General features: G+C 61.4%; 14 protein-coding genes and 1 pseudogene. 2 read left to right on the forward strand and 13 right to left on the reverse strand.

Going from position 1 to position 20,576, the window contains the following annotated elements; translation table 11 throughout:
* Nucleotides 1-82: 82 nt before the first annotated feature.
* From ACNA1V_RS03150 to ACNA1V_RS03180, 7 genes are all read right to left on the reverse strand, one after another.
* Complete coding sequence (locus ACNA1V_RS03150; RefSeq protein WP_415832133.1) at nucleotides 83-733, reverse strand: 2-dehydro-3-deoxy-6-phosphogalactonate aldolase; 651 nt, start codon at nucleotides 731-733, stop codon at nucleotides 83-85.
* Nucleotides 734-861: 128 nt separating this feature from the next.
* The gene (locus ACNA1V_RS03155) at nucleotides 862-1,896 is read right to left on the reverse strand and encodes a 2-dehydro-3-deoxygalactonokinase (protein ID WP_415832134.1); all 1,035 of its coding nucleotides are present in this window, start codon (nucleotides 1,894-1,896) and stop codon (nucleotides 862-864) included.
* 213 nt (nucleotides 1,897-2,109) lie between these two features.
* The gene (locus ACNA1V_RS03160) at nucleotides 2,110-3,054 is read right to left on the reverse strand and encodes a D-2-hydroxyacid dehydrogenase (protein WP_415832135.1); all 945 of its coding nucleotides are present in this window, start codon (nucleotides 3,052-3,054) and stop codon (nucleotides 2,110-2,112) included.
* A gap of 137 nt (nucleotides 3,055-3,191) precedes the next feature.
* Nucleotides 3,192-5,249, reverse strand: a complete 2,058-nt coding sequence (locus tag ACNA1V_RS03165) for a UvrD-helicase domain-containing protein (RefSeq protein ID WP_415832136.1) — start codon at nucleotides 5,247-5,249, stop codon at nucleotides 3,192-3,194.
* Between the two features lie 217 nt (nucleotides 5,250-5,466).
* The gene (locus ACNA1V_RS03170) at nucleotides 5,467-7,599 is read right to left on the reverse strand and encodes a primosomal protein N' (protein WP_415832225.1); all 2,133 of its coding nucleotides are present in this window, start codon (nucleotides 7,597-7,599) and stop codon (nucleotides 5,467-5,469) included.
* 432 nt (nucleotides 7,600-8,031) lie between these two features.
* Nucleotides 8,032-9,126, reverse strand: coding sequence for a uroporphyrinogen decarboxylase (gene hemE / locus ACNA1V_RS03175; RefSeq protein ID WP_415832137.1), 1,095 nt, complete (start codon nucleotides 9,124-9,126; stop codon nucleotides 8,032-8,034).
* 70 nt (nucleotides 9,127-9,196) lie between these two features.
* Nucleotides 9,197-9,982 (reverse strand): hypothetical protein, encoded by a 786-nt coding sequence (locus tag ACNA1V_RS03180; protein ID WP_415832138.1) that lies wholly within the window; start codon nucleotides 9,980-9,982, stop codon nucleotides 9,197-9,199.
* A 299-nt stretch (nucleotides 9,983-10,281) separates the two neighbouring features.
* Here ACNA1V_RS03180 and ACNA1V_RS03185 point away from each other — a divergent pair, with 299 nt between their 5' ends.
* Together ACNA1V_RS03185 and ACNA1V_RS03190 are read left to right on the forward strand one after the other, a co-directional pair.
* On the forward strand, nucleotides 10,282-10,821 hold the full coding sequence (locus ACNA1V_RS03185) for a sigma-70 family RNA polymerase sigma factor (protein ID WP_415832139.1): 540 nt from the start codon (nucleotides 10,282-10,284) through the stop codon (nucleotides 10,819-10,821).
* Nucleotides 10,814-11,770: a FecR family protein gene (locus ACNA1V_RS03190; protein WP_415832140.1), complete on the forward strand. Its 957-nt coding sequence runs from the start codon at nucleotides 10,814-10,816 to the stop codon at nucleotides 11,768-11,770. Before ACNA1V_RS03185 ends, ACNA1V_RS03190 begins: the two co-directional genes overlap by 8 nt.
* Nucleotides 11,771-11,884: 114 nt before the next feature.
* Here the strand turns inward: ACNA1V_RS03190 and ACNA1V_RS03195 are convergent, their stop codons facing one another.
* From ACNA1V_RS03195 to atpG, 6 genes and pseudogenes are all read right to left on the reverse strand, one after another.
* The gene (locus ACNA1V_RS03195; protein WP_415832141.1) at nucleotides 11,885-14,455 is read right to left on the reverse strand and encodes a PKD domain-containing protein; all 2,571 of its coding nucleotides are present in this window, start codon (nucleotides 14,453-14,455) and stop codon (nucleotides 11,885-11,887) included.
* A gap of 115 nt (nucleotides 14,456-14,570) precedes the next feature.
* Nucleotides 14,571-16,589 (reverse strand): TonB-dependent receptor domain-containing protein, encoded by a 2,019-nt coding sequence (locus tag ACNA1V_RS03200; protein ID WP_415832226.1) that lies wholly within the window; start codon nucleotides 16,587-16,589, stop codon nucleotides 14,571-14,573.
* Nucleotides 16,590-16,637: 48 nt separating this feature from the next.
* Nucleotides 16,638-17,411 (reverse strand): annotated as a pseudogene (locus ACNA1V_RS03205) (STN domain-containing protein); the annotation flags it as partial.
* Between the two features lie 265 nt (nucleotides 17,412-17,676).
* Entirely contained in the window at nucleotides 17,677-18,111 is a 435-nt protein-coding gene (locus ACNA1V_RS03210; protein ID WP_415832142.1) for a F0F1 ATP synthase subunit epsilon, read from the reverse strand.
* An 81-nt stretch (nucleotides 18,112-18,192) separates the two neighbouring features.
* A complete protein-coding gene (atpD, locus tag ACNA1V_RS03215) occupies nucleotides 18,193-19,593 on the reverse strand; it encodes a F0F1 ATP synthase subunit beta (RefSeq protein WP_127773020.1) in 1,401 nt (466 codons plus the stop codon).
* Nucleotides 19,594-19,639: 46 nt separating this feature from the next.
* Nucleotides 19,640-20,551 (reverse strand): F0F1 ATP synthase subunit gamma, encoded by a 912-nt coding sequence (gene atpG / locus ACNA1V_RS03220; RefSeq protein ID WP_415832143.1) that lies wholly within the window; start codon nucleotides 20,549-20,551, stop codon nucleotides 19,640-19,642.
* Between the last annotated feature and the right edge of the window lie 25 nt (nucleotides 20,552-20,576).

Below are 20,576 nucleotides of genomic sequence, written 5' to 3' on the forward strand. Positions count from 1 at the left end.
GGCCTAAAAAGGAATGGGCCGCTTGCGCAAGCAGGCAGCGGCCATCAAAAAGATAAGGCTTGTTGCGTACGCCTCAGGCGCCTCAAGCGTCTTGGCGCAAGGCGCGCCAGGACGACATGAACGCGGCCGCGTTGCGACCCACCGTTGCCGCGTCGTCACCCGCCCGGTACAGCGCTGAACCCAGCCCGAAGCCCGAGGCGCCGGCTTCCAGATAAGCCTGCATGCTTTGCGGTTTGATGCCTCCCACGGGCAGCAGCGGCACCGATTTCGGCACCACGGCGCGCCAGGCCTTGATCACCACCGGCGGCATAGCTTCGGCCGGGAAGGCCTTGAGGCCATCCGCCCCCGCATCCAGCGCGGCAAAGGCTTCCGTGGGCGTGGCCACGCCCGGCGTCACGACCATGCCGGCCGCATGGGCAGCACGCACCACGGCCAGATCCGCATGCGGCATCACTACCAGACGTCCGCCCGCGTCATAAACCTCCTGCACGGCCGCCGGGCTCATGACCGTTCCCGCGCCGATGATCGCATCCTGCGGCAAAACCGCCAGCAGGCGCCGGATGCTTTCCAGCGGCTCCGGCGAATTCAGCGGCACTTCGATCAGGCGAAAACCCGCGGCATACAGCGCCTCACCGATGGCAAGCACTTCGTCAGGGCGTACCCCGCGCAGAATGGCGACCATGCCGGTTTCGGACAAGGTTTGCTTGAAATGGGCTGACAATTCGTGATTCATGGCTATTTCTGATTCCTGTTGATACCGCCGGCCGCAGCCGGCCGGCACTCTCCCTGCGCGCCGGGCCGACACCGGCCCCGGCAACGGTTTTTGCTGTCCGAAGGCATTTCCCCTGCCCCCGCTGCGTCTCAGCCCGCGTGTTGTTCCTGGGCACTGATCAAGGCCCACAGCCCGCGTACCGTCGCGTCCTCATCCACTGAAATGGCATCCAACCCATTGACGAGCATGGCCTGGCGGTAACGCTGGCACAAATGCGCACGCCCGACCACGGCGACCCGCGCCGTCCGCCACGCCTCGGACAGACCCGCGAGCAGGCCACGGATTTCATGCCCGATCAGCAGTCCAGAGAGATAGTCGATCTGTTCCGCGCCAGACAGCGCTTGCGTCAGGCCCAGTGTGCGGCTGCTGAAAATCGTAGATAACAGGCCGCGGTCGCCATGCAGCGAGGCCGCATTGCGGATGCCGCGCTCGAACGCCTGCCGGGCCGCAGGGTCGCCAGCCGCCAGCCCTTGCTCGGCCATGGAGCGGCCCAGCACGCTGTGGCGCGACAGCAGCGCAAACATCTCGCCCGTCATGAAGGTATCGAAATGCACGATGACGCCATCTTCGACCTGCACCCATTTGCTATGCGTCCCCGGCAAGCCGATCAGCCAGCGCCCGCCAGTCCCCAGGCCAGCATGCTCCAGGTGCGACAACACGCCGGCAATCTGTGTTTCCTCACCGCGCATCACATTGGGCAATTCGCCATGTTCGATCAACCCAGGCGCGATATGCACTTGCACGCCATTGCCGGCATCAACGCTCACCATGCTGCCCGCCAGACCTTCGGTGCTTGCAGGCAGGGAAATATAGGCAGCCTCGCGCCAACCCTGGGCGCTGCCGACCATGCCGCAGGCCACGACATGACGCGAGGTATTGGGCTGTGCCAGCCAATCCCCGGCAATCTGCCAGAACGCCTGGGAAAAGCGCGCCGCACGGCTGGCGGCATCATCCCCGCTGCCGGGCAAGGCCATGATGCCCCAATCATTGCCCCTGACATCCAGGATGGCGCCCGACGCCGACAACAAATAGGCACGCAAAGAACTGGTGCCCCAATCCAGGGCCACAAACTGTGTGACGCCATCACAGACGGCGCGGCAAAAAGAGGAAGTCTGACTCGTCACGGGATACGCATCCTTGTAATCGAATTATCATAATACAAATCAGCGAAATGCTGCATCAGGGAATAACAGGAGGCCTCCCGTCAGCCGAGTCCGGCTGCCCCCCCTGTCATGCACGCACCAGGGTGACGCAAACCCGGCCGCTGTTTGCCATCACGGCCGGCCGCACAGCAGGCTGGCGCCCAGCACGACATTCGGCCGGGCCCAGGCGACCGTTCAATAGCCGCGTTCGAAATGCAACTCGCCGCGCAGCGCCTCACCGCGCTGCCAGCGCTGCAAATTCTCCAGGAACAGCGGGGTCAGCAGGGCAGGCAGCGTAGGTGCCGCGCTGTGGCCCGTCAGCCACAACCCTGGTGTTCGCCAGAATGCATGCGTATCCGGCAGGGGTTCTATCCGGCACACATCAATCGCTGCGGCGCCCAAATGGCCGCTTTCCAGGGCATGCACCAGATCCCCATCCTGCACCGCCGTCCCTCGTCCCGCATTGATGAACAGGCCACCGGCCGGCATAGCGGCAAAGAAACGGGCATCGAAAATGTCCCGCGTCTCCGGTGTTTCCGGCAACACATTGACCACGACATCGGCCCAGCCTGCCGCTTCCAGCAGATCCGCCTGCGCATAAACCTGCTCAAAACCCGCAATCGGCCTGGCCTGGCGTGCCACCCCACGCACCGACCCCCCAAAGGGCGCCAGCAAGCCCGCCACTTCCTGGCCGATGACACCCGCACCGGCGATCACGATACGCAGCCCCTGCAGGCTGCCCGGCTCCGGCCCTTCCCAGACGCCCTGACGCTGCGCCTGCGCCCAGGCAAATACATGGCGGCGCCAGGCCAGCAGATACGTCAGGACATATTCGGCCATGAGCTGCCCGAACACGCCTACGGCACGGCTGGCACGCTGGGGACGCGGCAAACCCGGAGCAAACAAAGGCTCCACCCCGGCGGAAGTGGTTTGCAGCCATGCGGGCGTCGCCGGGCTGCGCGCCAACACCCGCGCAGCGTAGCTGGCACTGGCCAGCCAGATTGGCGCCACCGCCGCGGCCTGCTCCAACCCGGCATCGTCTGGCGAAGAAAAAACGGACAAGCGAGCCTCTGGCAAGGCGCTGGCGATCAATTCCGCATAATGGTCGGCACGTTTATCAACTATCAGAATAGCGTTCATGGTTCATCCTTGACTCAGGCCTGTCAGATCGCCCAGGGCACACAAGCGGATGGCAGCCCGGCCACCATGCGTCTGCCCTGCGACCCCCGCCCCGGCAGCCCGCAAGCCTGCGTGGCGCCGGGGACACAGGCACATTCTTAATCTTTCTTTTGCAGCAAAGCCTTCAACATATCCAGCCGCGCGCGCGGCGACAGGGCGGCATCCTCATCCGGCAACCCCATGCCTGGCGCATCCAGCCCCATTTCCTCAATGAAGCGTGACGGCTCGCGCACCAAATCTTCCCGTGCGCGGCGGCGTTTGCGGCACCAGCTGATCGACAACGTCCGTTGCGCCCGGGTGATGCCGACATACATCAACCGGCGCTCTTCCTCGATACGTGCCGCCAGCGACTCCGCCGCCTGCGAAGGATCGCCATCCTCGTCATCACGCCCCCAGTGCGGCAACAACCCTTCTTCCGCACCGGCCATGTACACATGGGGATACTCCAGCCCTTTGGACGCATGCAGCGTGGATAGCTTCACGGCATCTGGCTCTTCCTCGTCCTCCTGGCGATCCAGCATGGTGATCAACGCCACACGCTGCACCAGTTCATGCAGACTTAGCCCGTCGTCATCGGCCTTGCGCTTGAGCCAATCCACCAGCTCCAGCACATTCATCCAGCGCGTCTGCGCCGGGCGCTCATCCCAGGTATCGAACAGATAACGCTCGTATTGAATAGCGCCCAGCAGTTCGTCGAGCAACTCGGACGCAGGCGCAGCGGGCATGCCCGTTGCATCATCCCGGACGGAACGGCGCCGCAGGCGCTCCAGGAAATCCCCGAACACCTTCAGCGGCTCATACTGGCGCGCTGCCAGCTTGGCCGCCACGCCGCTTTCCGGCACCGCCCGCGCCAGCGCGATGCCCCGCGCCGCCGCATGTTCGCCCAATACCTGCAAGGTGGCCTGCCCGATACCGCGCTTGGGCGTGGTCGCAGCACGGATGAATGCCGGATCATCTTCCTCATTGGCCAGGATGCGCAGATACGCGAGGATATCGCGCACCTCCGCCTTATCGAAAAAACTCTGCCCGCCGGAAATCGTGTAGGGGATGCGCAGATTGCGCAAGGCCTGCTCCAGGATGCGTGACTGGTGATTGCTGCGATACAGAATGGCAAAATCACGCCAGGCGGCCTGCCGTTCAAACCGTGCCGCTGAAATCTTCATGGCGATGGACTCCGCCTCAACCGCTTCATCGCCATAGGCGGTCACGGTAATCGGCTCACCTTCGCCCAACTCTGACCACAGCTTCTTTTCAAACAGCTTGGGGTTGCGTTCAATGACCTGGTTTGCGGCATGCAGGATGCGGCGCACGGAACGATAGTTCTGCTCCAGCTTGATGACCTTCATGCCCGGATAGTCCGTTGTCAGGCGCGCCAGGTTTTCCAGCGTCGCACCGCGCCAGGCATAAATGGCCTGGTCATCGTCTCCGACCGCCGTAAAACGTGCGCGATCTCCCGTCAGCCAGCGTACCAGACGGTATTGGCATTCATTGGTATCCTGATATTCATCGACCAGCAGATAACGTACCCGCGACTGCCAACGCCGCCGCACTTCCTCATTCCGCTCGAACAAGAGGGCCGGAATACGGATCAGATCGTCAAAATCAACGGACTGGTACGCGCGCAGGGTTGCGTCATAGCTGCGGTACACCTGAGCCGCCTCGACATCATCCGGCGTCTTCGCCGCCGCCGCCGCGCCATCCGGATCCAGCAAGGCATTCTTCCACAGCGAAATCGTCGATTGCACCGAACGCAAACGGCCTTTGTCGGTGGTATCCAGCAATTCCTGGATGATGGCCAATGCATCATCGGAATCCAGGATCGAGAACTGCGGCTTGAGACCGGCATGACGCGCTTCTTCACGCAGGATACGCATGCCCAGCGAATGAAAAGTGCTGACCGTCAGCCCGCGCGACAGGCGCTTATCGACCAACCCGGCCACGCGCTCCGCCATTTCCCTGGCGGCCTTGTTGGTGAAGGTCAGGGCCACCACATGCTTTGCGGAATACTCGCAGTCGCGCAGCAGATAGGCAATCTTCTGGGTAATGACGCGCGTCTTACCCGACCCGGCACCGGCAATCACCAGACACGGCCCATCCAGGTACAGCACGGCCTCTCGCTGCGCCGGGTTCAGCCCGGCCACGGCCTCGTTAGACATCTTGGCTTCCATGACAAAAAACGCCCCTGCGCTGCGCCTTCAGCAGGCGTCGCCAACGAGAAAAAGCCCCCCTGGCGCGGCCCGGCCGCAATACAACGCCACCGCATCAGCGGCACCACCGGTTCCCGAGCGGCCTAGCGCAATATGCAGGACGGGCCCAGGCTGACTCGCAACGCGAGGCTAGCAGAATAGCATTGCCCAGGCTGCAGCCAGAGACTCAAATGTCTAGCGGATCGACTTCCAGCTGCCAGCGCAGGCGGCCCAAGCCTTGCAGGCCAGGCACCCAGTGACGCAGGAAAAACTGCAAGGACGGACGATGCGCGCTTTCCAGCAATAATTGGGCCCGCTCCATATGCGCCACTTTCACCACGCGCAACGGCACCGGGTCATAAAGGGTCACGCTATCGGGCGCCATCCCGCAATCCGCCATCACCTGGCTGGCCAGCGCCCGCGCCTGGGCCAGAAAATCCAGGGCCTGGGCCAGCTCCCGGGCTTCGGTCGCCAACAGCGCCTGATGCAGGAAAGGCGGCAGCCCGGCCACTTCGCGCTCCTCCAGCGAATAGCGGGCAAAGCCTTCGTAATCATGGCGCAACACCGCCTGATAAATCTCCTGATCCGGATAGCCGGTCTGGATCAGTACCTCCCCTGGCCGCTCATGCCGCCCGGCGCGGCCCGACACCTGCATCAACTGCGCAAAGAGCCGTTCCGGCGCACGGAAATCCTGGGAATACAGCATGGCATCGGCATTGAGGACACCGACCAGCGTCAGGCGGGGAAAATCATGGCCCTTGGCCACCATTTGCGTACCGACCAGAATATCCACCTCGCCAGCACGCACGCTATCGAACATGCGTTCCGCACTGCCCTTCAGACGTGTGCTGTCAGCATCAATACGCAGAATACGGGCGTCCGGAAAACGCCCGGCCAGCGCCTCTTCGACACGCTGGGTGCCACGTCCCATGGGCCGCAGGTCCTGATCGCCACATTCCGGGCAGGCGCGCGGCACCGGCGCCTGAAAGCCGCAATGATGGCACTGCAGATAATTCCCGCCGCGCATGCGCCGGTGCAATACGGTATGCACGGAACACCGCGGGCACTGGCTGACCCAGCCGCAGGCATCGCAATGCAACACCGGCGCATAGCCACGCCGATTCAGGAATACCAGGGATTGCTCGCCACGCGCCAAACGCTCTTCGATGGCCGTCAGCAAATGCGGCGACAGCCCCTCCTCCATGGCCAGCCGACGCGTGTCCACCAAGCGGATGGCCGGCAAAGTGCTGGCCCGCGCGCGCGCCGGCAGGCTCAAGCGTTGATAGCTGCCGCGCTGGGCATGCAGCCAGGTTTCCAGCGCCGGCGTCGCCGACCCGAGCACGACCGGAACATTCAGCGCATGGGCACGCCAGACTGCCAGATCCCGCGCGGAATAGCGCAAACCGTCCTGCTGCTTGTAGGAAGTATCATGCTCTTCGTCCACCACGATCAGGCCCAGCTGCTGCATGGGCGCGAAAATCGCCATGCGGGTGCCCAGCAGTACCCGCGCCGTACCATGCACCGCCTTCACCCAGGCGTCCAGACGTTCGCCATCCGCCAATCCGCTATGCATCACAGCGACAGCCTCCGGCCCGACCAACGGCGCCAGGCGGGCGCGCAAGGCATGTTCGAATTGCGGCGTCAGATTGATTTCCGGCACCAGCATCAGCACCTGGCGTCCGGCACGCAGCACCTCGGCGGCGGCATGCAGATACACCTCGGTCTTGCCGCTGCCGGTCACGCCATGCAGCAAAAATGCCTTGAAGCCCGGCTGCGCCGCAATGGTATCGACAGCCTGCTGCTGTGCGGCATTCAGGGTGGGGGGATGCACGCCTGGCAGCGCCGGGTTCTCTCCCCCTTCGTCCGTCTGGCTTTCGTCCACCTGGCCTTTGGCCGCGCGCTTGCGGCGGCGGGCCAGGCGCGCCACCGGCCCGCCCGCTGCGCGGCTGCCCTGATAGGCCGCCGGTCGCCGCAAAGGCCCCGGCAACGCGGGCAAGGCCACCTCTCCCAGGGGCCGCTGATAATACTCTGCTGCAAAACGCGCCAGCGCAAACCAATCATCCGGCAAGGGCGGCAAATCATCGAGCACCTGCTCGATTTCCCGCACCTGGGCCGGGTCATAGGCCGGTTCCGCCGGATTATCCACGACCAGACCGATCAGCTGCCGTTTGCCAAATGGCACGATGACCCGCAAGCCAGGCGCCAGCGGCCGGTCATGACGGTAATCGAACGGCCCGGGCAACGGGACATCCAGCACCACACGCACCCAGCAAGGTTGCGCCACTGCCGTTTCTGCGTTGCCGTCCGGACTCATGCCCATGCTCATCCAACTTAAAGCCATTTCTGGATAACTGCGTTAAACCCAAAGGCAGGCATGGGTTTCAGCCCCTTGCGCGCCTGTGGATAACTTTGGGGAAAAGCCTGCAGGGCATTCATGAGAAGAACGCACAAATACGCACCAGACCTATCAACAAAGTGCAGCAATGAAAATTTAATCTTATAAATCAATAAGATATAAAAATTACAATAAAAAATATGCGCTTATATCACGCCCCTGCCCCTCAGGACAAGCTGTGCACAAGTCCAGTACCTGCCCCGGCCGCCAGCCCGCCGCGAGCCCTCCCGGCCGGCATCGGCCCACTCCCGCACACGGTGCGCAACCGCCAGCGGAAGCGGAAGCGGCGGCATCCGGCGCAACCGTGCCTGCCCGCCCAGCGGCCCAGCGGCCAATACCCAGCAGCCTGCCCTGGCCTTATACCTGGGCCGCGTGCAAATGGCGGCTATAGGTGTGCACTTCATCCACCAGTGCACTGACGGCCTCCACTGGCGTGTGACGCGAAATACCATGCCCCAGATTGAAGACATGCCCGCCCGTGGCGACAGGACCATAGGCATCCAGCACCCGGCGCGCCTCTGCGCGTATCGCCTGCTCGCCGCCGAACAAGGCCATGGGATCCATGCAGCCCTGCAAGGCCACGCTATCCTGTACCCGGCGACGAGCCTGGCCCAGATTCACCGTCCAATCGACCCCGACGGCATCGCAGCCCGACGCCGCAATGGCTTCCAGCCACAGGCCGCCACCCTTGGTGAACACGATCACCGGCACACGCCCGTCCGGCCTGTCCCGCTTGAGCGCCTGCAGCACCTGCTGGATATAGGCCAGGGAAAACTCCTGGTAGAGGCCATCGGCCAGCACACCGCCCCAGCTGTCGAAAATCATCACGGCTTGCGCGCCCGCTTCGATCTGCGCATTCAAATAAGCGGCGGTTGCCTCGGCATTGACGCGCAGGATGGCATGCAACAGATCCGGACGCTGATACAGCATGGTCTTGATGCGCTGGTAATCATCGCTGCCACCGCCCTCCACCATGTAACAGGCAATCGTCCAGGGGCTGCCGGCAAAACCGATCAAGGGCGCCTTGCCATCCAGCTCGTGACGAATCAAGGTCACCGCGTCAAACACATAGCGCAGCTTATCCATATCCGGCACGGCCAGGCGCTTCACATCGGCCTCATCCCGGATCGGAAAATCGAAACGCGGCCCCTCGCCGTCGGTAAAACGCAAGCCCAGGCCCATGGCATGCGGCACGGTGAGAATGTCGGAGAACAGAATGGCCGCATCGAACTCGTAGCGTTCCAGCGGCTGCAAAGTCACCTCAGCGGCCAGCGCCGGGTTCTGCGCCAAGGCCAGGAACGAGCCAGCGCGCGCACGCGTGGCACGGTACTCAGGCAAATAACGCCCCGCCTGCCGCATCAGCCAGATTGGCGTGTACGGTACCGGCTGGCGCCGCAACGCCCGCAGGAACACATCATTGCGCAAAGCGGGGAAAGTCGTTGTCTGTGTCACGTCGGATTCCGTCCAATCAAGAAGGGGCGCCCCATCATGCCGGCGCAAGGCAAAACACCCGGCATTGTACTCAACCCTGGCAAGCCGCCGCCCCCGGACGCCGTGCCACGGACAGCGGTTCAGGTCGGTAGCGCCGGGCATCCACGCCGTGCTTGCGCATCAAGGACCAGAACGCACGCCTATGCTTGCAAACCGCACGCGCTGCCGCAGCCACATTGCCGCCTGCCGCCCGCAAGGCGCCATTCAGATACTCCTGTTCGAACTGGCCCAGTACCTGCCGCTTGGCTTCCTGAAACGGCACATGGGCGTAGCTGATGCCGCACAATGACAACAAAGGCATGGCGCCCGAGGCATCCGCCGCACGGCCGCCTTGCTGCCGCCCTGTCTCATCCTCATCCCGGACATCCTCCCTGCCCGCCAATCTGGGCAAGCGTGCCACCCTGGCCTGCACTTCGTCCGCATCGGCCTCGCACAGAACAAAATCATCCAGGCCCAAGCGCAGCAAATCCCGGATGGCTGGTGCCGTCAGGCCTTCCAGCAGCCCCAGCCAGGGCACTTTGCTGCCGTTATGCGCACGCCAGGCCAGCATCATCCGCGCACGGCACAACGAGGCCCGCCGCACCGGCAGCACGCAGAAATCAAAACGTCCCAGCGCCGGCCCCAGCCTGTCCAAGGCCTGAACCGCCGACCTCTCCATCCCACCGAAAACCTGCGCCTCCGCCACCCCTGTCTGCGTGCGCTCCGCCGGCACCGCCGCCAACAAGGCGAGCTCATGCAGCACCAGGCGCGGCTGCGCCGCTGCCATCCCTTTGCGCCAACCCGCCGTCCATGGCGCATCCTCCGGCAGCATCAGCATGCCGCCCTCCCTGACTCTCAATGCCATTGCTCGTCCCATTCGGTCATCGTCACAGGCCATAGCCTATGCGCCCCTGTCCGGCCCAACAATGCGCAATTGCCGACAGCGCATTGAGTATTTGCCTGAGACGCCCCCATAGACGATAATGCAAATTATTATTGGCGGCATTGCTTGAATTTATCCATTCGCCAGACTCAGCAGGCAGTGCCCGGAGGCTCTTCCCAGCGGCGCGCCCGGCGGATGGTTGGCCTTTTAACCGTCCCTGTTCCTGTTCTCAGCCCACTGCCCTATTGCCGATCATGCCTACCGGAAGCTCCGCTCAGCACGATGCCCTCGCTGCCATGTATCAGTCGCATCATGGCTGGCTGAGAACCTGGCTGCAACGCAAGCTCGGCAACACTGCCGATGCCGCCGATCTTGCTCAGGATGCCTTTCTGCGCTTGCTGGCTGCCGATGACAGCACCATCCAGGCCAGCACCGTACGCGAACCCCGCGCCTACCTCAAAACCGTGGCAGGCGGCCTGCTGGTGAACTTCCTGCGACGCCGTGCCTTGGAGCAGGCCTACCTGGATGCGCTGGCTTCACGCCCAGAAAATTTCGCCCCGTCCCCGGAAGAGCGGGCCATGGCAGTGGAAACGCTCTGTGAACTGGATGCGCTCCTGCACAGTCTGCCCGCCAGAGTCAGGCAGGCCTTTCTGCTGGCGCAGCTGGAAGGCCAGTCCACCACTGAAATCGCGCACAAACTGCAGGTTTCCGATCGGATGGTGAGAAAATATCTGGTTCAGGCCCTGGCCCATTGCGCCGCTGCCGAAGCATTGCGCGAGTACATGCATGGCTAACCCTCCCCGCCTCTCTCCTTCCGACACAGCGGCGATCAACGAAGCCTGTCAGTGGTTCTTCTGTCTGCGCGAAGGCGAGCGCAGCCAGGCGGAGCTGGATCGCTGGCTTGCCAGCAATCCACGCCATCAACAGGCCTGGCGCTGGGTGACGGCGGCACAGCAACGCTTTGAACCGGCCCAGGCGCCGGAACTGCGCCAATCCCTGCTGCAAGCACCATCCCACCGGCGGAAAACGCTCAAAACCCTGTTTCTGCTGGGTGGCGCAGGCAGCCTGGCCTGGGGCGGGCTGCACTGGAAGCTGCTGCCCGGCACCGGATCGGATCTACAAACAAAACTCGGGCAGATCAGCCACAATACCCTGCCTGACGGCAGCCAGATCTGGCTGGACACCCGCAGCAACGTCGATATTGCCTACAGCTCGACACTACGGCTTATCATCATGGGCGAGGGCCGTATCCTCATTCAAACCGCGAAGGATGCGGAACGTCCCCTGGTGGTCGATGTACCGGCAGGGCGAATCACGGCGCTGGGTACCCGCTTCAGCATCGAGCGCCACCAGGAAAGCGTGAAAGTTGCTGTGTTTGAGGGCGCCGTCAGGCTGGATTCCCTCACACCCGGCCTGCCGCCCGTCGTCCTTGCTGCCGGAGAGCAGACCTGGTTCATCCCCGATCAACCCACGGCGCGCGCCGTGCCCGTCAACGAGAACCGGGACACGGCCTGGGCCCGTGGCCTGCTGATCGCCCACGACATGCCGCTGGAAACATTCCTGAATGAACTCAGCCGCTACCGCCGCGGCATCATCCGCTGCGAACCTGAGCTACGCCATTTGAAGTTGGTCGGCATCTACCCTTTGCACGACACAGATGCCGCGCTGGAAGTCCTGACCCATACCCTGCCAGTCAAGGTGGAAAGGCCGTGGCCGCTGTGGGTATCGGTGGAAGCCAGGTAGCCCCGTCCCATCCATCCCGCCAGCCGCTTCCACCGCCATCACACTAAAAAGGCTCCCCTCCTGAGACGGGAGCCTTTTTGATGACTTTGACTTACCTGATGCTGGCTCAGCGGATTAGCTGGTGCACTTGGTATCAAAGATATTCACAGTCGGTACGCGAGGCTGGTACTCAAATGTCCAATCCGGCTTTTCTGCCACCTCGAAGCGGAAGGCAATCCCACTACGGGCGTCAATTTTCTGCCCATTCCCATCGGTAACGGTGTAGCTATCAATACGTTGATTCAGCACCAAGGAAAACTCCACGGAGCTTCCTTTACGGATGATTTGCCCTTCTTCCAGACCGACAAACTTGCCCGTGAAACCGTCAGGATGCGACAGCGACTGGGAGACGCTGAGATGATGCACAGTGTAATCCCCACCCACTGCGGTCAAACGGTAGTTCTTGACCACATTTTCGCCAAGCTCGGTGTTCAGGGAGCGCCTGTTGCATGCCAGATAGGGGAAGGTCCGTTGCCTGGGTTGCGGCTCGCCTTTCAGGCCGCCGAAAAAGACTTCTTCCCGATCCTGATAATTGATCGACACGGAATGCAGGTCTTCCAGTAACAGGCTCGGGTAGTTCTCGCGCTCAACAACATTGAAACGGTAGGTACCCGCATTGCCCACCGCCATGCCGTCGCTAACCGAGAAGTCGATGGCATAGGCACCTGGGACCTCCGGCCAGCCAAACGCAAAATACTGCGCTTCAGCCGTCGCGCTCAGTTTGCTGCCCTCCGGTTGGGTCAAGGACCACATATAGTAAAAACTGTCGCCATCGGGATCGACGATGTTACCGAAGTTAGCGGCAAGCGACGCGGTACCCGTACCATCTGCAGTGGCTTTCGCTGCATGATCAATCACATAGGGCTGATCGGCCGCATCGAAATTCCGATTGGAGGCGAAATCGAAGTTAGTATTTCCGCCATTCAGGAAAATGCGATCGACGACCGGTGCACTATTGCTCTTCTTGGCCAGAACCATCGCATGGCCCAGCACTGAGGTATGGCCCATCTTGTTGGTGGTATAGACCACCACACGATAAATACCCGGCTTATCTGTCACCAGGCCTGCTCGTGCATCTTTCAACACAACCCGCTGGCCGCTGCTGCCTTCCACCGTGACGTTCGAAAATTTCAAGGATGCGTTGCTGCCATTAGGCTTGTCCAGCACATGCCAATGGAAGGTCAATTCCTGTCCGCCCACACGCCAGGTCTTGCTCGCGTCAAACCATGCTTCCTTGCCCACCATCAAGGTTTCCGAGTCGGCAGTCACGTTGATGCTGTAATTGGAATATGGTGCGGTATTGATATTCCACGAGTATTCAATCGGATCGCTGACATTACCTCCGGTACTCTTGACCGCGTACTTGATCTTGTATGTTCCTTCAACGTCAGGCGTAAAGCGATAGCGCCCCGCCCCCGTCCACGCCGGCGGCGAGAAACCATTAGGTACGCTCACCCACTCCAAGGTGTGGGTGGACAAACTGTCCCCCCTGGCATCCGGATCCCAGGACAACCAACCGGAATCATAGACAGTATAGGAATACCCCAGTTCCCACTCATTACTTCCTACGGGTTTGTAGAAAGAATAAACAGGGCTGCCCGCCTCGCTATCCAGGCTGGCAACCAGCTTTTGCTTGGGCGCATCGGCTGGCGTGGTCACCGTGATCGTCGTGCTCTGCACATCACTCACGGACACGCCATCAAACACATAGAAGTACACATAATATGTACCCGATGCTTCCGGAGTGAACGTGGCAACGGCCTGGTCAGCCCCCTTGATCGCCGTATCCACGTCCTGCTTGCTGCCCATCGGGAACATATTGGTCTTGACGATCATGGGCGCGGGGTCAACAAAAGACCAGCGATACATCAGAGGATCAGGACCCTCATCCGGATCGTAGCTCTTGCTGCCATCCAGCTTGACCGTCTGGCCACGTTCGATCTCATAGGGACCGCCAATGTCGGCCACCGGTTTGACATTGTGCGTACCCACCAGCACCGTCGTCGTCACCGGTTCAGATTGCCTGTCGCCATACGATACGATCAGTGAAACCTTGTATGCGCCTTTCAGCTGCGCCAGGAAACTGGCCTTGGCTTGCGTACTGTTTATCAGCTCGACACTGCTGCCAGACGGCTGCTCATCCAGCGACCAGTGATACTTCAGTTCTGACGCTTTGGCGCCGGTCGGGGCAACGCTATGACTGCCATCCAGTTCCACCAGCGCGCCTACCAGCACGCTTGAGGAGGGTTCCAGCACCGCCACGGGATCCACGTTGGTGGCGGTCATCTTCACCTGGCTGGCTGCGCTGGTCGCGATACCGTCATTGACCAACAATTCGGCCACATAGCTGCCGGGGACATCGGCCACAAACGTCGTCTTGGCCGCCTTGGCATCAACCAGGGCCGCCTTGCTGCCCGCCGGCTTGTCCTTGAGGCTCCAGTCATAGTTCAGCGCGCCATTGCGCGGAGAACTGCTGCCCGAACCATCCAGTGTAAACGTGCTCTTGTACTCGGCCGTCAAAGGGTCTGCGGCGGCAACCGCTTTCGGCTTTTCAACTTCCGTCCTGTCGTCGTCTCCGCCACCGCCGCCGCATGCGGCCAACAGAGACAGGCAACTCAATGCCAGCAATCTGTGTAAATGCTTCATGGATTTGCTCCAAATGAAAAAATACCCGGCACCGCCCCCTCCTCGCACGACAGCCCTCCGAACATCGGAGAACAACCAAATGAGGGGATATTCCAGCCGCCGGAAAGGATCTGTATCAATACTGCAAAGTGACGCCCAACCTGGCCGTCCGCCCCGGTGCCGGGACATAGCCCAGGCCCAGCGCGTCGTAGTAATAACGATCTGTCAGGTTGTCGATATTGAAGGTAACGGTGAGGTGCTCACTCTGCTTCCATGAGGCATACACATCGAACAAGGTGTAGCGTTCCCAAGGAATGATGAAGAGCAGGCCGTTGGCAGTGACATCGTCGTAATCCGGCGCCTGATTGCGCTTGCCGACAAAAGTGGCACGCATACCCAGATCCAGCTTCTGGTTGAACAACCGGGTACCAAGAATGGCACTGCCATGCCACTTGGGCGGGATCATGTTGTTGAAATATGAATCTTTCACACCGTAGTCATTGCAGCGGTCGCGGCGGCCACTACCGTAATGACATACTTCGACATCGTCGTAATACGACCCGCCAACCTGTCCGTAAACCACCCCCATGTCGTACTCGACCATCAGCTCGCTGCCCTTGATCGAGACACTGTCAATATTTCTCATGGTGAAATAGGCTGCGGCATCACTGTCCCATCTGTTCGGACTGGTCCGTGTCAGATAGTCATTGGTCCGATTGCTGAACCGTGCCAGCTTGATGCCCAACCGATCCCCGGGAAGAAAGGCATCGTTGCGCAGGTAGTTGAGCCCCAGTTCACGGTTGATGGCTCGTTCGGCCTTCAACGGGCGATCTTCCGATGGGCTGACCGACCAGCCCTGGCTGGACTCGAACAAACTGGGCATACGCAGACCTTCGGCATAGCGGCCGTAGAACTGCAAGCCATTGAGCAGCGGTTCCCAGGTCAGACTGAATACCGGCGCGGTGCCACTGTTGCGGGTTTTCATGTAATTCGGATCGCACGTACCAGATCCCGAGCTGTCCACGCAATCTGGATTGGGCACATATTCCCAGGCGACACAATCACCGCTGTCCTTGTCAACATCGGTGCATTGCTTGATATTCGCAGCGACATCAATGGCTTTTTTATCATTCGTCGTCGCGCGCATATAGCGCAAGCCGGCATTCATGGTGACGGTGGGATGAGGCTGCCACTGCCAGTTGATGAAAGAGCTGAATTCGCTGCGATCGGCCACTCGTCCGTACGACGAATTGGCAGCAGGATTCCCCCTGGAATCCAACGGACGCTCAGTGTCCGCATCCTCGCGCTGCACGGCCATGCCGAACGACAGGTTGTGCTCACCCCAGGCATCGAAACGCATGGTGTTGCTGATATCCCCGCCGTAGCGCTTATATTTTTCCGGCGTAGGGATAATGATGAAGCTGCCCAGGCTATCCCAGTTGTCCGAGTATGAACGGTTCATGCTCTTGGTGCGCGTCGCCCAGACATTGGTGCGCAGGTCCACCAGATCGGTGCCGGAGGGATCCCAGTGATGGCGCGCCGCAAACGTATTGGCCGTCACATGGCTGCCGCTGGTCTGGCGAATAGCGTCAAACCCCACCAGCTGGGACGGCATCATTTCGCCATATTCACTGTCGTATCGCATGAACGACAGCTCCAGATCCTGCTCGCCGGGCAAGAGAATATTGCTCTTCAGCAGCAGGCTTTCGCTGATATTCTGGCTGTTCAGAACTTCTTCATGGGCACGATAGCGACCAGAATGCGTCCGTTCCGCCGACACTTCGGTATAGAACGGTTTTTCGATGTAGCTGACATTCACCTCCGGAACAGGGCCGTGCTTCCCGGTGAAGTAATTACCTTGATGCCGGCGGGCATAGGCCGCCACCAGGTCAATTTTTTCGAAGCGCGCGGCGGCCGCAATACTGCCGGACCAGCTGCCCATGTTAAACAGGCTCGGGGCGCCGACACCCAGATCATCGCCACCGTAAGACGCAGGCGGTTCACGCCCTTCACAATAGGCGGGGTTGGCGCAATCGGTCACATACCCCGTCACGCCATCCAGATAGAGGCCGCCGGGCGTGCCCGCTTCCGGTGCCGACCGGCTATTGCCCTGCAAGGTGCCACGCATGCGCACACCAGTGGTCTTGCCCGGCATCAGAATGTCGTTGGCGTTGATGGTACGCATGCTGACCACGCCGCCGATGGCGCCCGCACCATCGGCCGTCATGACCGGCCCTTTGCTGATGTCCACGCCGCCGATCAGATCCGGATCCACATAGCTACGCGAGACGACTCCGCCATAGCCCCGATACACCGTGGTTTCCTGGCGGGCGCCATCAATCAGCACCGGCACCCGGCCTTGCCCCTGCATCCCGCGGATATTCACATCCAGGCCGCCAGAATTGCGGTTTTCGGCAACCAGCACCCCTGGCGTTCCCTGGAACATGTCGCCAACGGAAGACCCTCGGAAACGCTCAATATGGTCACGGCTGATGTATTGCGCCGACCCGGCGGTCTGGAACGGTTTGTCCGCATTGTTGTACTGGCCGGCCACCTCCACCGCATCCAGTTCCGCCACGCTTGCCTTGCTACCCGGAGCCGGCCGTACCACATAGATTCCCTGGCTGTTACGTTGGACTTCCAGGCCGTGCCCGCCCAGCAAGGCAGCAAATCCCTGCTCGACGCCATAGGTGCCGCGCAATCCAGGGCTGTTCACGCCTGCCAGGAAACGTGAATCGGCCGACAGCAGCACACCGGCCTGATTCGCCCAGTTTTCCAGCACGTTGCTAAGGCGCCCTGCCGGAATATCGACGGTAATGGTGCCCGCCGTACGGGCAGCGGTCTCGACAGGCTCCTGGGCCTGCACCCCCGCAGGGTCTGGCGCCATCCACCCGAGGCAGGCGGCAACAGCCAGCGCCAGGCCATTCAGGCGCCCCAGACTGGCGCGAGCCGCAAAACTTGATTGCATTGAAAACATCCAGTGACCACGCCCGACATCCGGGGCGTACACCTTATATGTCAATCAAGAATCAAGAATCGGAACCAGTTGCAGAACAAATTTTTCTTTTTTGCACCTGCTTTTCTGAAACAGGCGTATCAGCCCTGCCAAACCCGCTGCGCCAGGCGTTCGCTGCCAGGACACGACCCCACAAATCCGGCGCCAGCGACACCGCCGTCGAAACAGAACAGCCCATGAAAAACGGCCCCGAAGGGCCGTCGTTCATTGCCAGGGCGGAGATGCCTCAGAACGAGGAGCGCACACCCAGGTCACGCAGGCGGCGGGCCGCGCTGGCCTGGGCTGCCAGCATTGCCAGCTCAGCCTCGACCACGGCAATTTCTTCCTTGCCCTGGGCGTTGCGCAGGGACTCTTCGGCCTTCTTACGGGCTTCGAGCGCCTTCGCTTCGTCCAGCTCGGCACCGCGGATCGCGGTATCCGACAGCAAGGTTACCGCGCCCGGCTGCACTTCAAGAATGCCGCCGGCGACGAAGATGTAGTCTTCGCCTTTGCCATCAGCATGCACGATTTTCACCGTACCGGGACGAATGCGCGAAATCAGCGGGGTGTGGCCGGGCAGAATGCCCAGCTCGCCCGATTCTCCAGGCACAGCCACGAACGAGGCTTCGCCGGAAAAAATGGACGCTTCCGCACTGACGACATCGACACGAATGGTAGCCATGAATAGCCTCCGGTATTACCCCCGGCGCACCGCGCCGGGGAATGAAGGCCTGCCACGCAAGGCGACAGGCCCGTTCCAGCCTTACTGCAGCTTCTTGGCCTTTTCGAAGGCCTCGTCGATGGAACCGACCATGTAGAAGGCCTGTTCCGGCAGCGCATCGCACTCGCCTTCGACGATCATCTTGAAGCCACGGATGGTTTCCGACAGCGGCACGTATTTGCCGGGCGAGCCGGTGAACACTTCTGCCACGTGGAAAGGCTGCGACAGGAAGCGCTGGATCTTACGCGCGCGGGCCACGGCCTGCTTGTCTTCCGGCGACAGTTCGTCCATGCCCAGAATGGCGATGATGTCGCGCAGTTCCTTGTAGCGTTGCAGGGTTTGCTGCACGCCACGGGCCACCTTGTAGTGCTCTTCGCCCACGATTTGCGGGTCGAGCTGGCGGCTGGTGGAATCCAGCGGGTCCACGGCGGGGTAGATACCCAGCGAGGCGATGTCACGCGACAGCACAACGGTGGAGTCCAAGTGCTGGAAGGTCGTGGCAGGCGACGGATCGGTCAAGTCATCGGCAGGCACGTAAACGGCCTGGATGGACGTGATGGAGCCGGTCTTGGTGGAGGTGATGCGCTCTTGCAGCACGCCCATTTCTTCTGCCAGCGTCGGCTGGTAGCCCACGGCGGAAGGCATACGGCCCAGCAGTGCGGACACTTCGGTACCGGCCAGGGTGTAGCGGTAGATGTTGTCCACGAAGAACAGGATGTCACGGCCTTCGTCACGGAACTTCTCGGCCATCGTCAGACCGGTCAGTGCCACGCGCAGACGGTTGCCGGGAGGCTCGTTCATCTGGCCGAACACCATGGCCACCTTGTCCAGAACGTTCGACTCTTCCATTTCGTGGTAGAAGTCGTTGCCTTCACGGGTACGCTCACCCACGCCGGCAAACACGGACAGACCGCTGTGCTGCTTGGCGATGTTGTTGATGAGTTCCATCATGTTGACGGTCTTGCCCACGCCGGCGCCACCGAACAGACCCACCTTGCCGCCCTTGGCGAACGGGCAGACCAGGTCGATCACCTTGATGCCGGTTTCCAGCAGTTCCACCGACGGCGACAATTCGTCGAAACGGGGAGCCTTCTGGTGAATGGCGCGCTTTTCTTCGCAGGCGATGGGGCCGGCTTCGTCGATCGGGCGACCCAGCACATCCATGATGCGGCCCAGCGTGCCGTTACCCACGGGCACCGAGATCGGTGCGCCGGTGTTGGCCACGGACATGCCGCGGCGCAGACCGTCGCTGGAACCCAGCGCGATGGTGCGGACGACGCCGTCGCCCAGCTGTTGTTGAACTTCGAACGTCAGCCCTTTTTCGGCAAACGAATCACTTTCGTCGGCCAGTGTCAGGGCGTCATAGACCTTGGGCATATGATCGCGGGGGAACTGAATATCCACCACGGCGCCGATGCACTGAACGATGGTACCGTTGCTCATGTCGATTCCTTGATAATAACTTTCTTGACGGGATACCGCGCCATCATCAGACGGCGGCGGCGCCCCCCACGATTTCCGAAATTTCCTTGGTGATCGCGGCCTGACGGGTCTTGTTATAGACCAGCTGCAGATCACCGATGACCTTCTTGGCGTTGTCCGACGCGGCCTTCATGGCTACCATACGGGCAGACTGCTCGGACGCCATGTTCTCCGCGACCGCCTGATACACCAGACCTTCGACGTAGCGGTGCAGCAGATCGTCGATCACGCTCTTGGCATCGGGCTCGTAGATGTAATCCCAGCCATACTCGCCCTTGCTCACCGCAGCAGCCTCAGCCGCTGCTTCACCACGCGTCTGATACGGATCCACCAGCTGACCAGGCAGCGGCAGCAGGCGTTCAAACACAGGTTCCTGACGCATCGTGTTCACGAAGCGGTTGGTGGCGACATAGACGGCGTCGATACGGCCGGCGATGAAATCGTCGAACTGCACCTTCAACGCGCCCACGAGGCGCTCCAGGTTAGGCGCATCGCCCAGCTGGACTTCCTGCGACACCAGATTGACGTCCAGACGCGTCAGCAGGCCCAGGCCCTTGTTGCCAAATGCCGTGAACTGCGTCTTCACGCCAGCAGCCTCGAACTCACGCAGGCGATTGAGCACCAGGCGCATGACGTTCGTATTCAGACCGCCGCACAAACCTTTGTCGGTGGTGATGACAACCACACCCACCGCCTTCACGCTGTCGCGCTCATGCAGATACGGATGGCTGTACTCAGGATTGGCCTGCATCAGGTGCGAGGCGATTTCCCTGACCTTGTCGGCATAAGGACGGCCGGCGCGCATCCGTTCCTGCGCCTTGCGCATCTTGGACGCGGCGACCATTTCCATGGCCTTGGTGATCTTGCGCGTGTTCTGCACGCTCTTGATCTTGGTTCGGATTTCCTTGATTCCGGGCATTGCGCTTTCCTGTTGAGACAACCGC

Origin of the sequence: Kerstersia similis (assembly GCF_965139615.1) — a bacterium.
GTDB lineage: Bacteria > Pseudomonadota > Gammaproteobacteria > Burkholderiales > Burkholderiaceae_B > Kerstersia > Kerstersia similis.

Bases quoted from the DNA above. Each gene is read 5' to 3' on its own strand.
- ACNA1V_RS03150 (WP_415832133.1), bottom strand. From the start codon at position 733: ATGAATCACGAATTGTCAGCCCATTTCAAGCAAACCTTGTCCGAAACC.
- ACNA1V_RS03190 (WP_415832140.1), top strand. From the start codon at position 10,814: ATGGCTAACCCTCCCCGCCTCTCTCCTTCCGACACAGCGGCGATCAAC.
- ACNA1V_RS03200 (WP_415832226.1), bottom strand. From the start codon at position 16,589: ATGCCGGGCAAGACCACTGGTGTGCGCATGCGTGGCACCTTGCAGGGC.
- ACNA1V_RS03170 (WP_415832225.1), bottom strand. From the start codon at position 7,599: ATGGGCATGAGTCCGGACGGCAACGCAGAAACGGCAGTGGCGCAACCT.
- ACNA1V_RS03165 (WP_415832136.1), bottom strand. From the start codon at position 5,249: ATGTCTAACGAGGCCGTGGCCGGGCTGAACCCGGCGCAGCGAGAGGCC.
- ACNA1V_RS03180 (WP_415832138.1), bottom strand. From the start codon at position 9,982: ATGCTGATGCTGCCGGAGGATGCGCCATGGACGGCGGGTTGGCGCAAA.
- ACNA1V_RS03210 (WP_415832142.1), bottom strand. From the start codon at position 18,111: ATGGCTACCATTCGTGTCGATGTCGTCAGTGCGGAAGCGTCCATTTTT.
- atpD (WP_127773020.1), bottom strand. From the start codon at position 19,593: ATGAGCAACGGTACCATCGTTCAGTGCATCGGCGCCGTGGTGGATATT.
- ACNA1V_RS03160 (WP_415832135.1), bottom strand. From the start codon at position 3,054: ATGAACGCTATTCTGATAGTTGATAAACGTGCCGACCATTATGCGGAA.
- ACNA1V_RS03185 (WP_415832139.1), top strand. From the start codon at position 10,282: ATGCCTACCGGAAGCTCCGCTCAGCACGATGCCCTCGCTGCCATGTAT.
- ACNA1V_RS03195 (WP_415832141.1), bottom strand. From the start codon at position 14,455: ATGAAGCATTTACACAGATTGCTGGCATTGAGTTGCCTGTCTCTGTTG.
- atpG (WP_415832143.1), bottom strand. From the start codon at position 20,551: ATGCCCGGAATCAAGGAAATCCGAACCAAGATCAAGAGCGTGCAGAAC.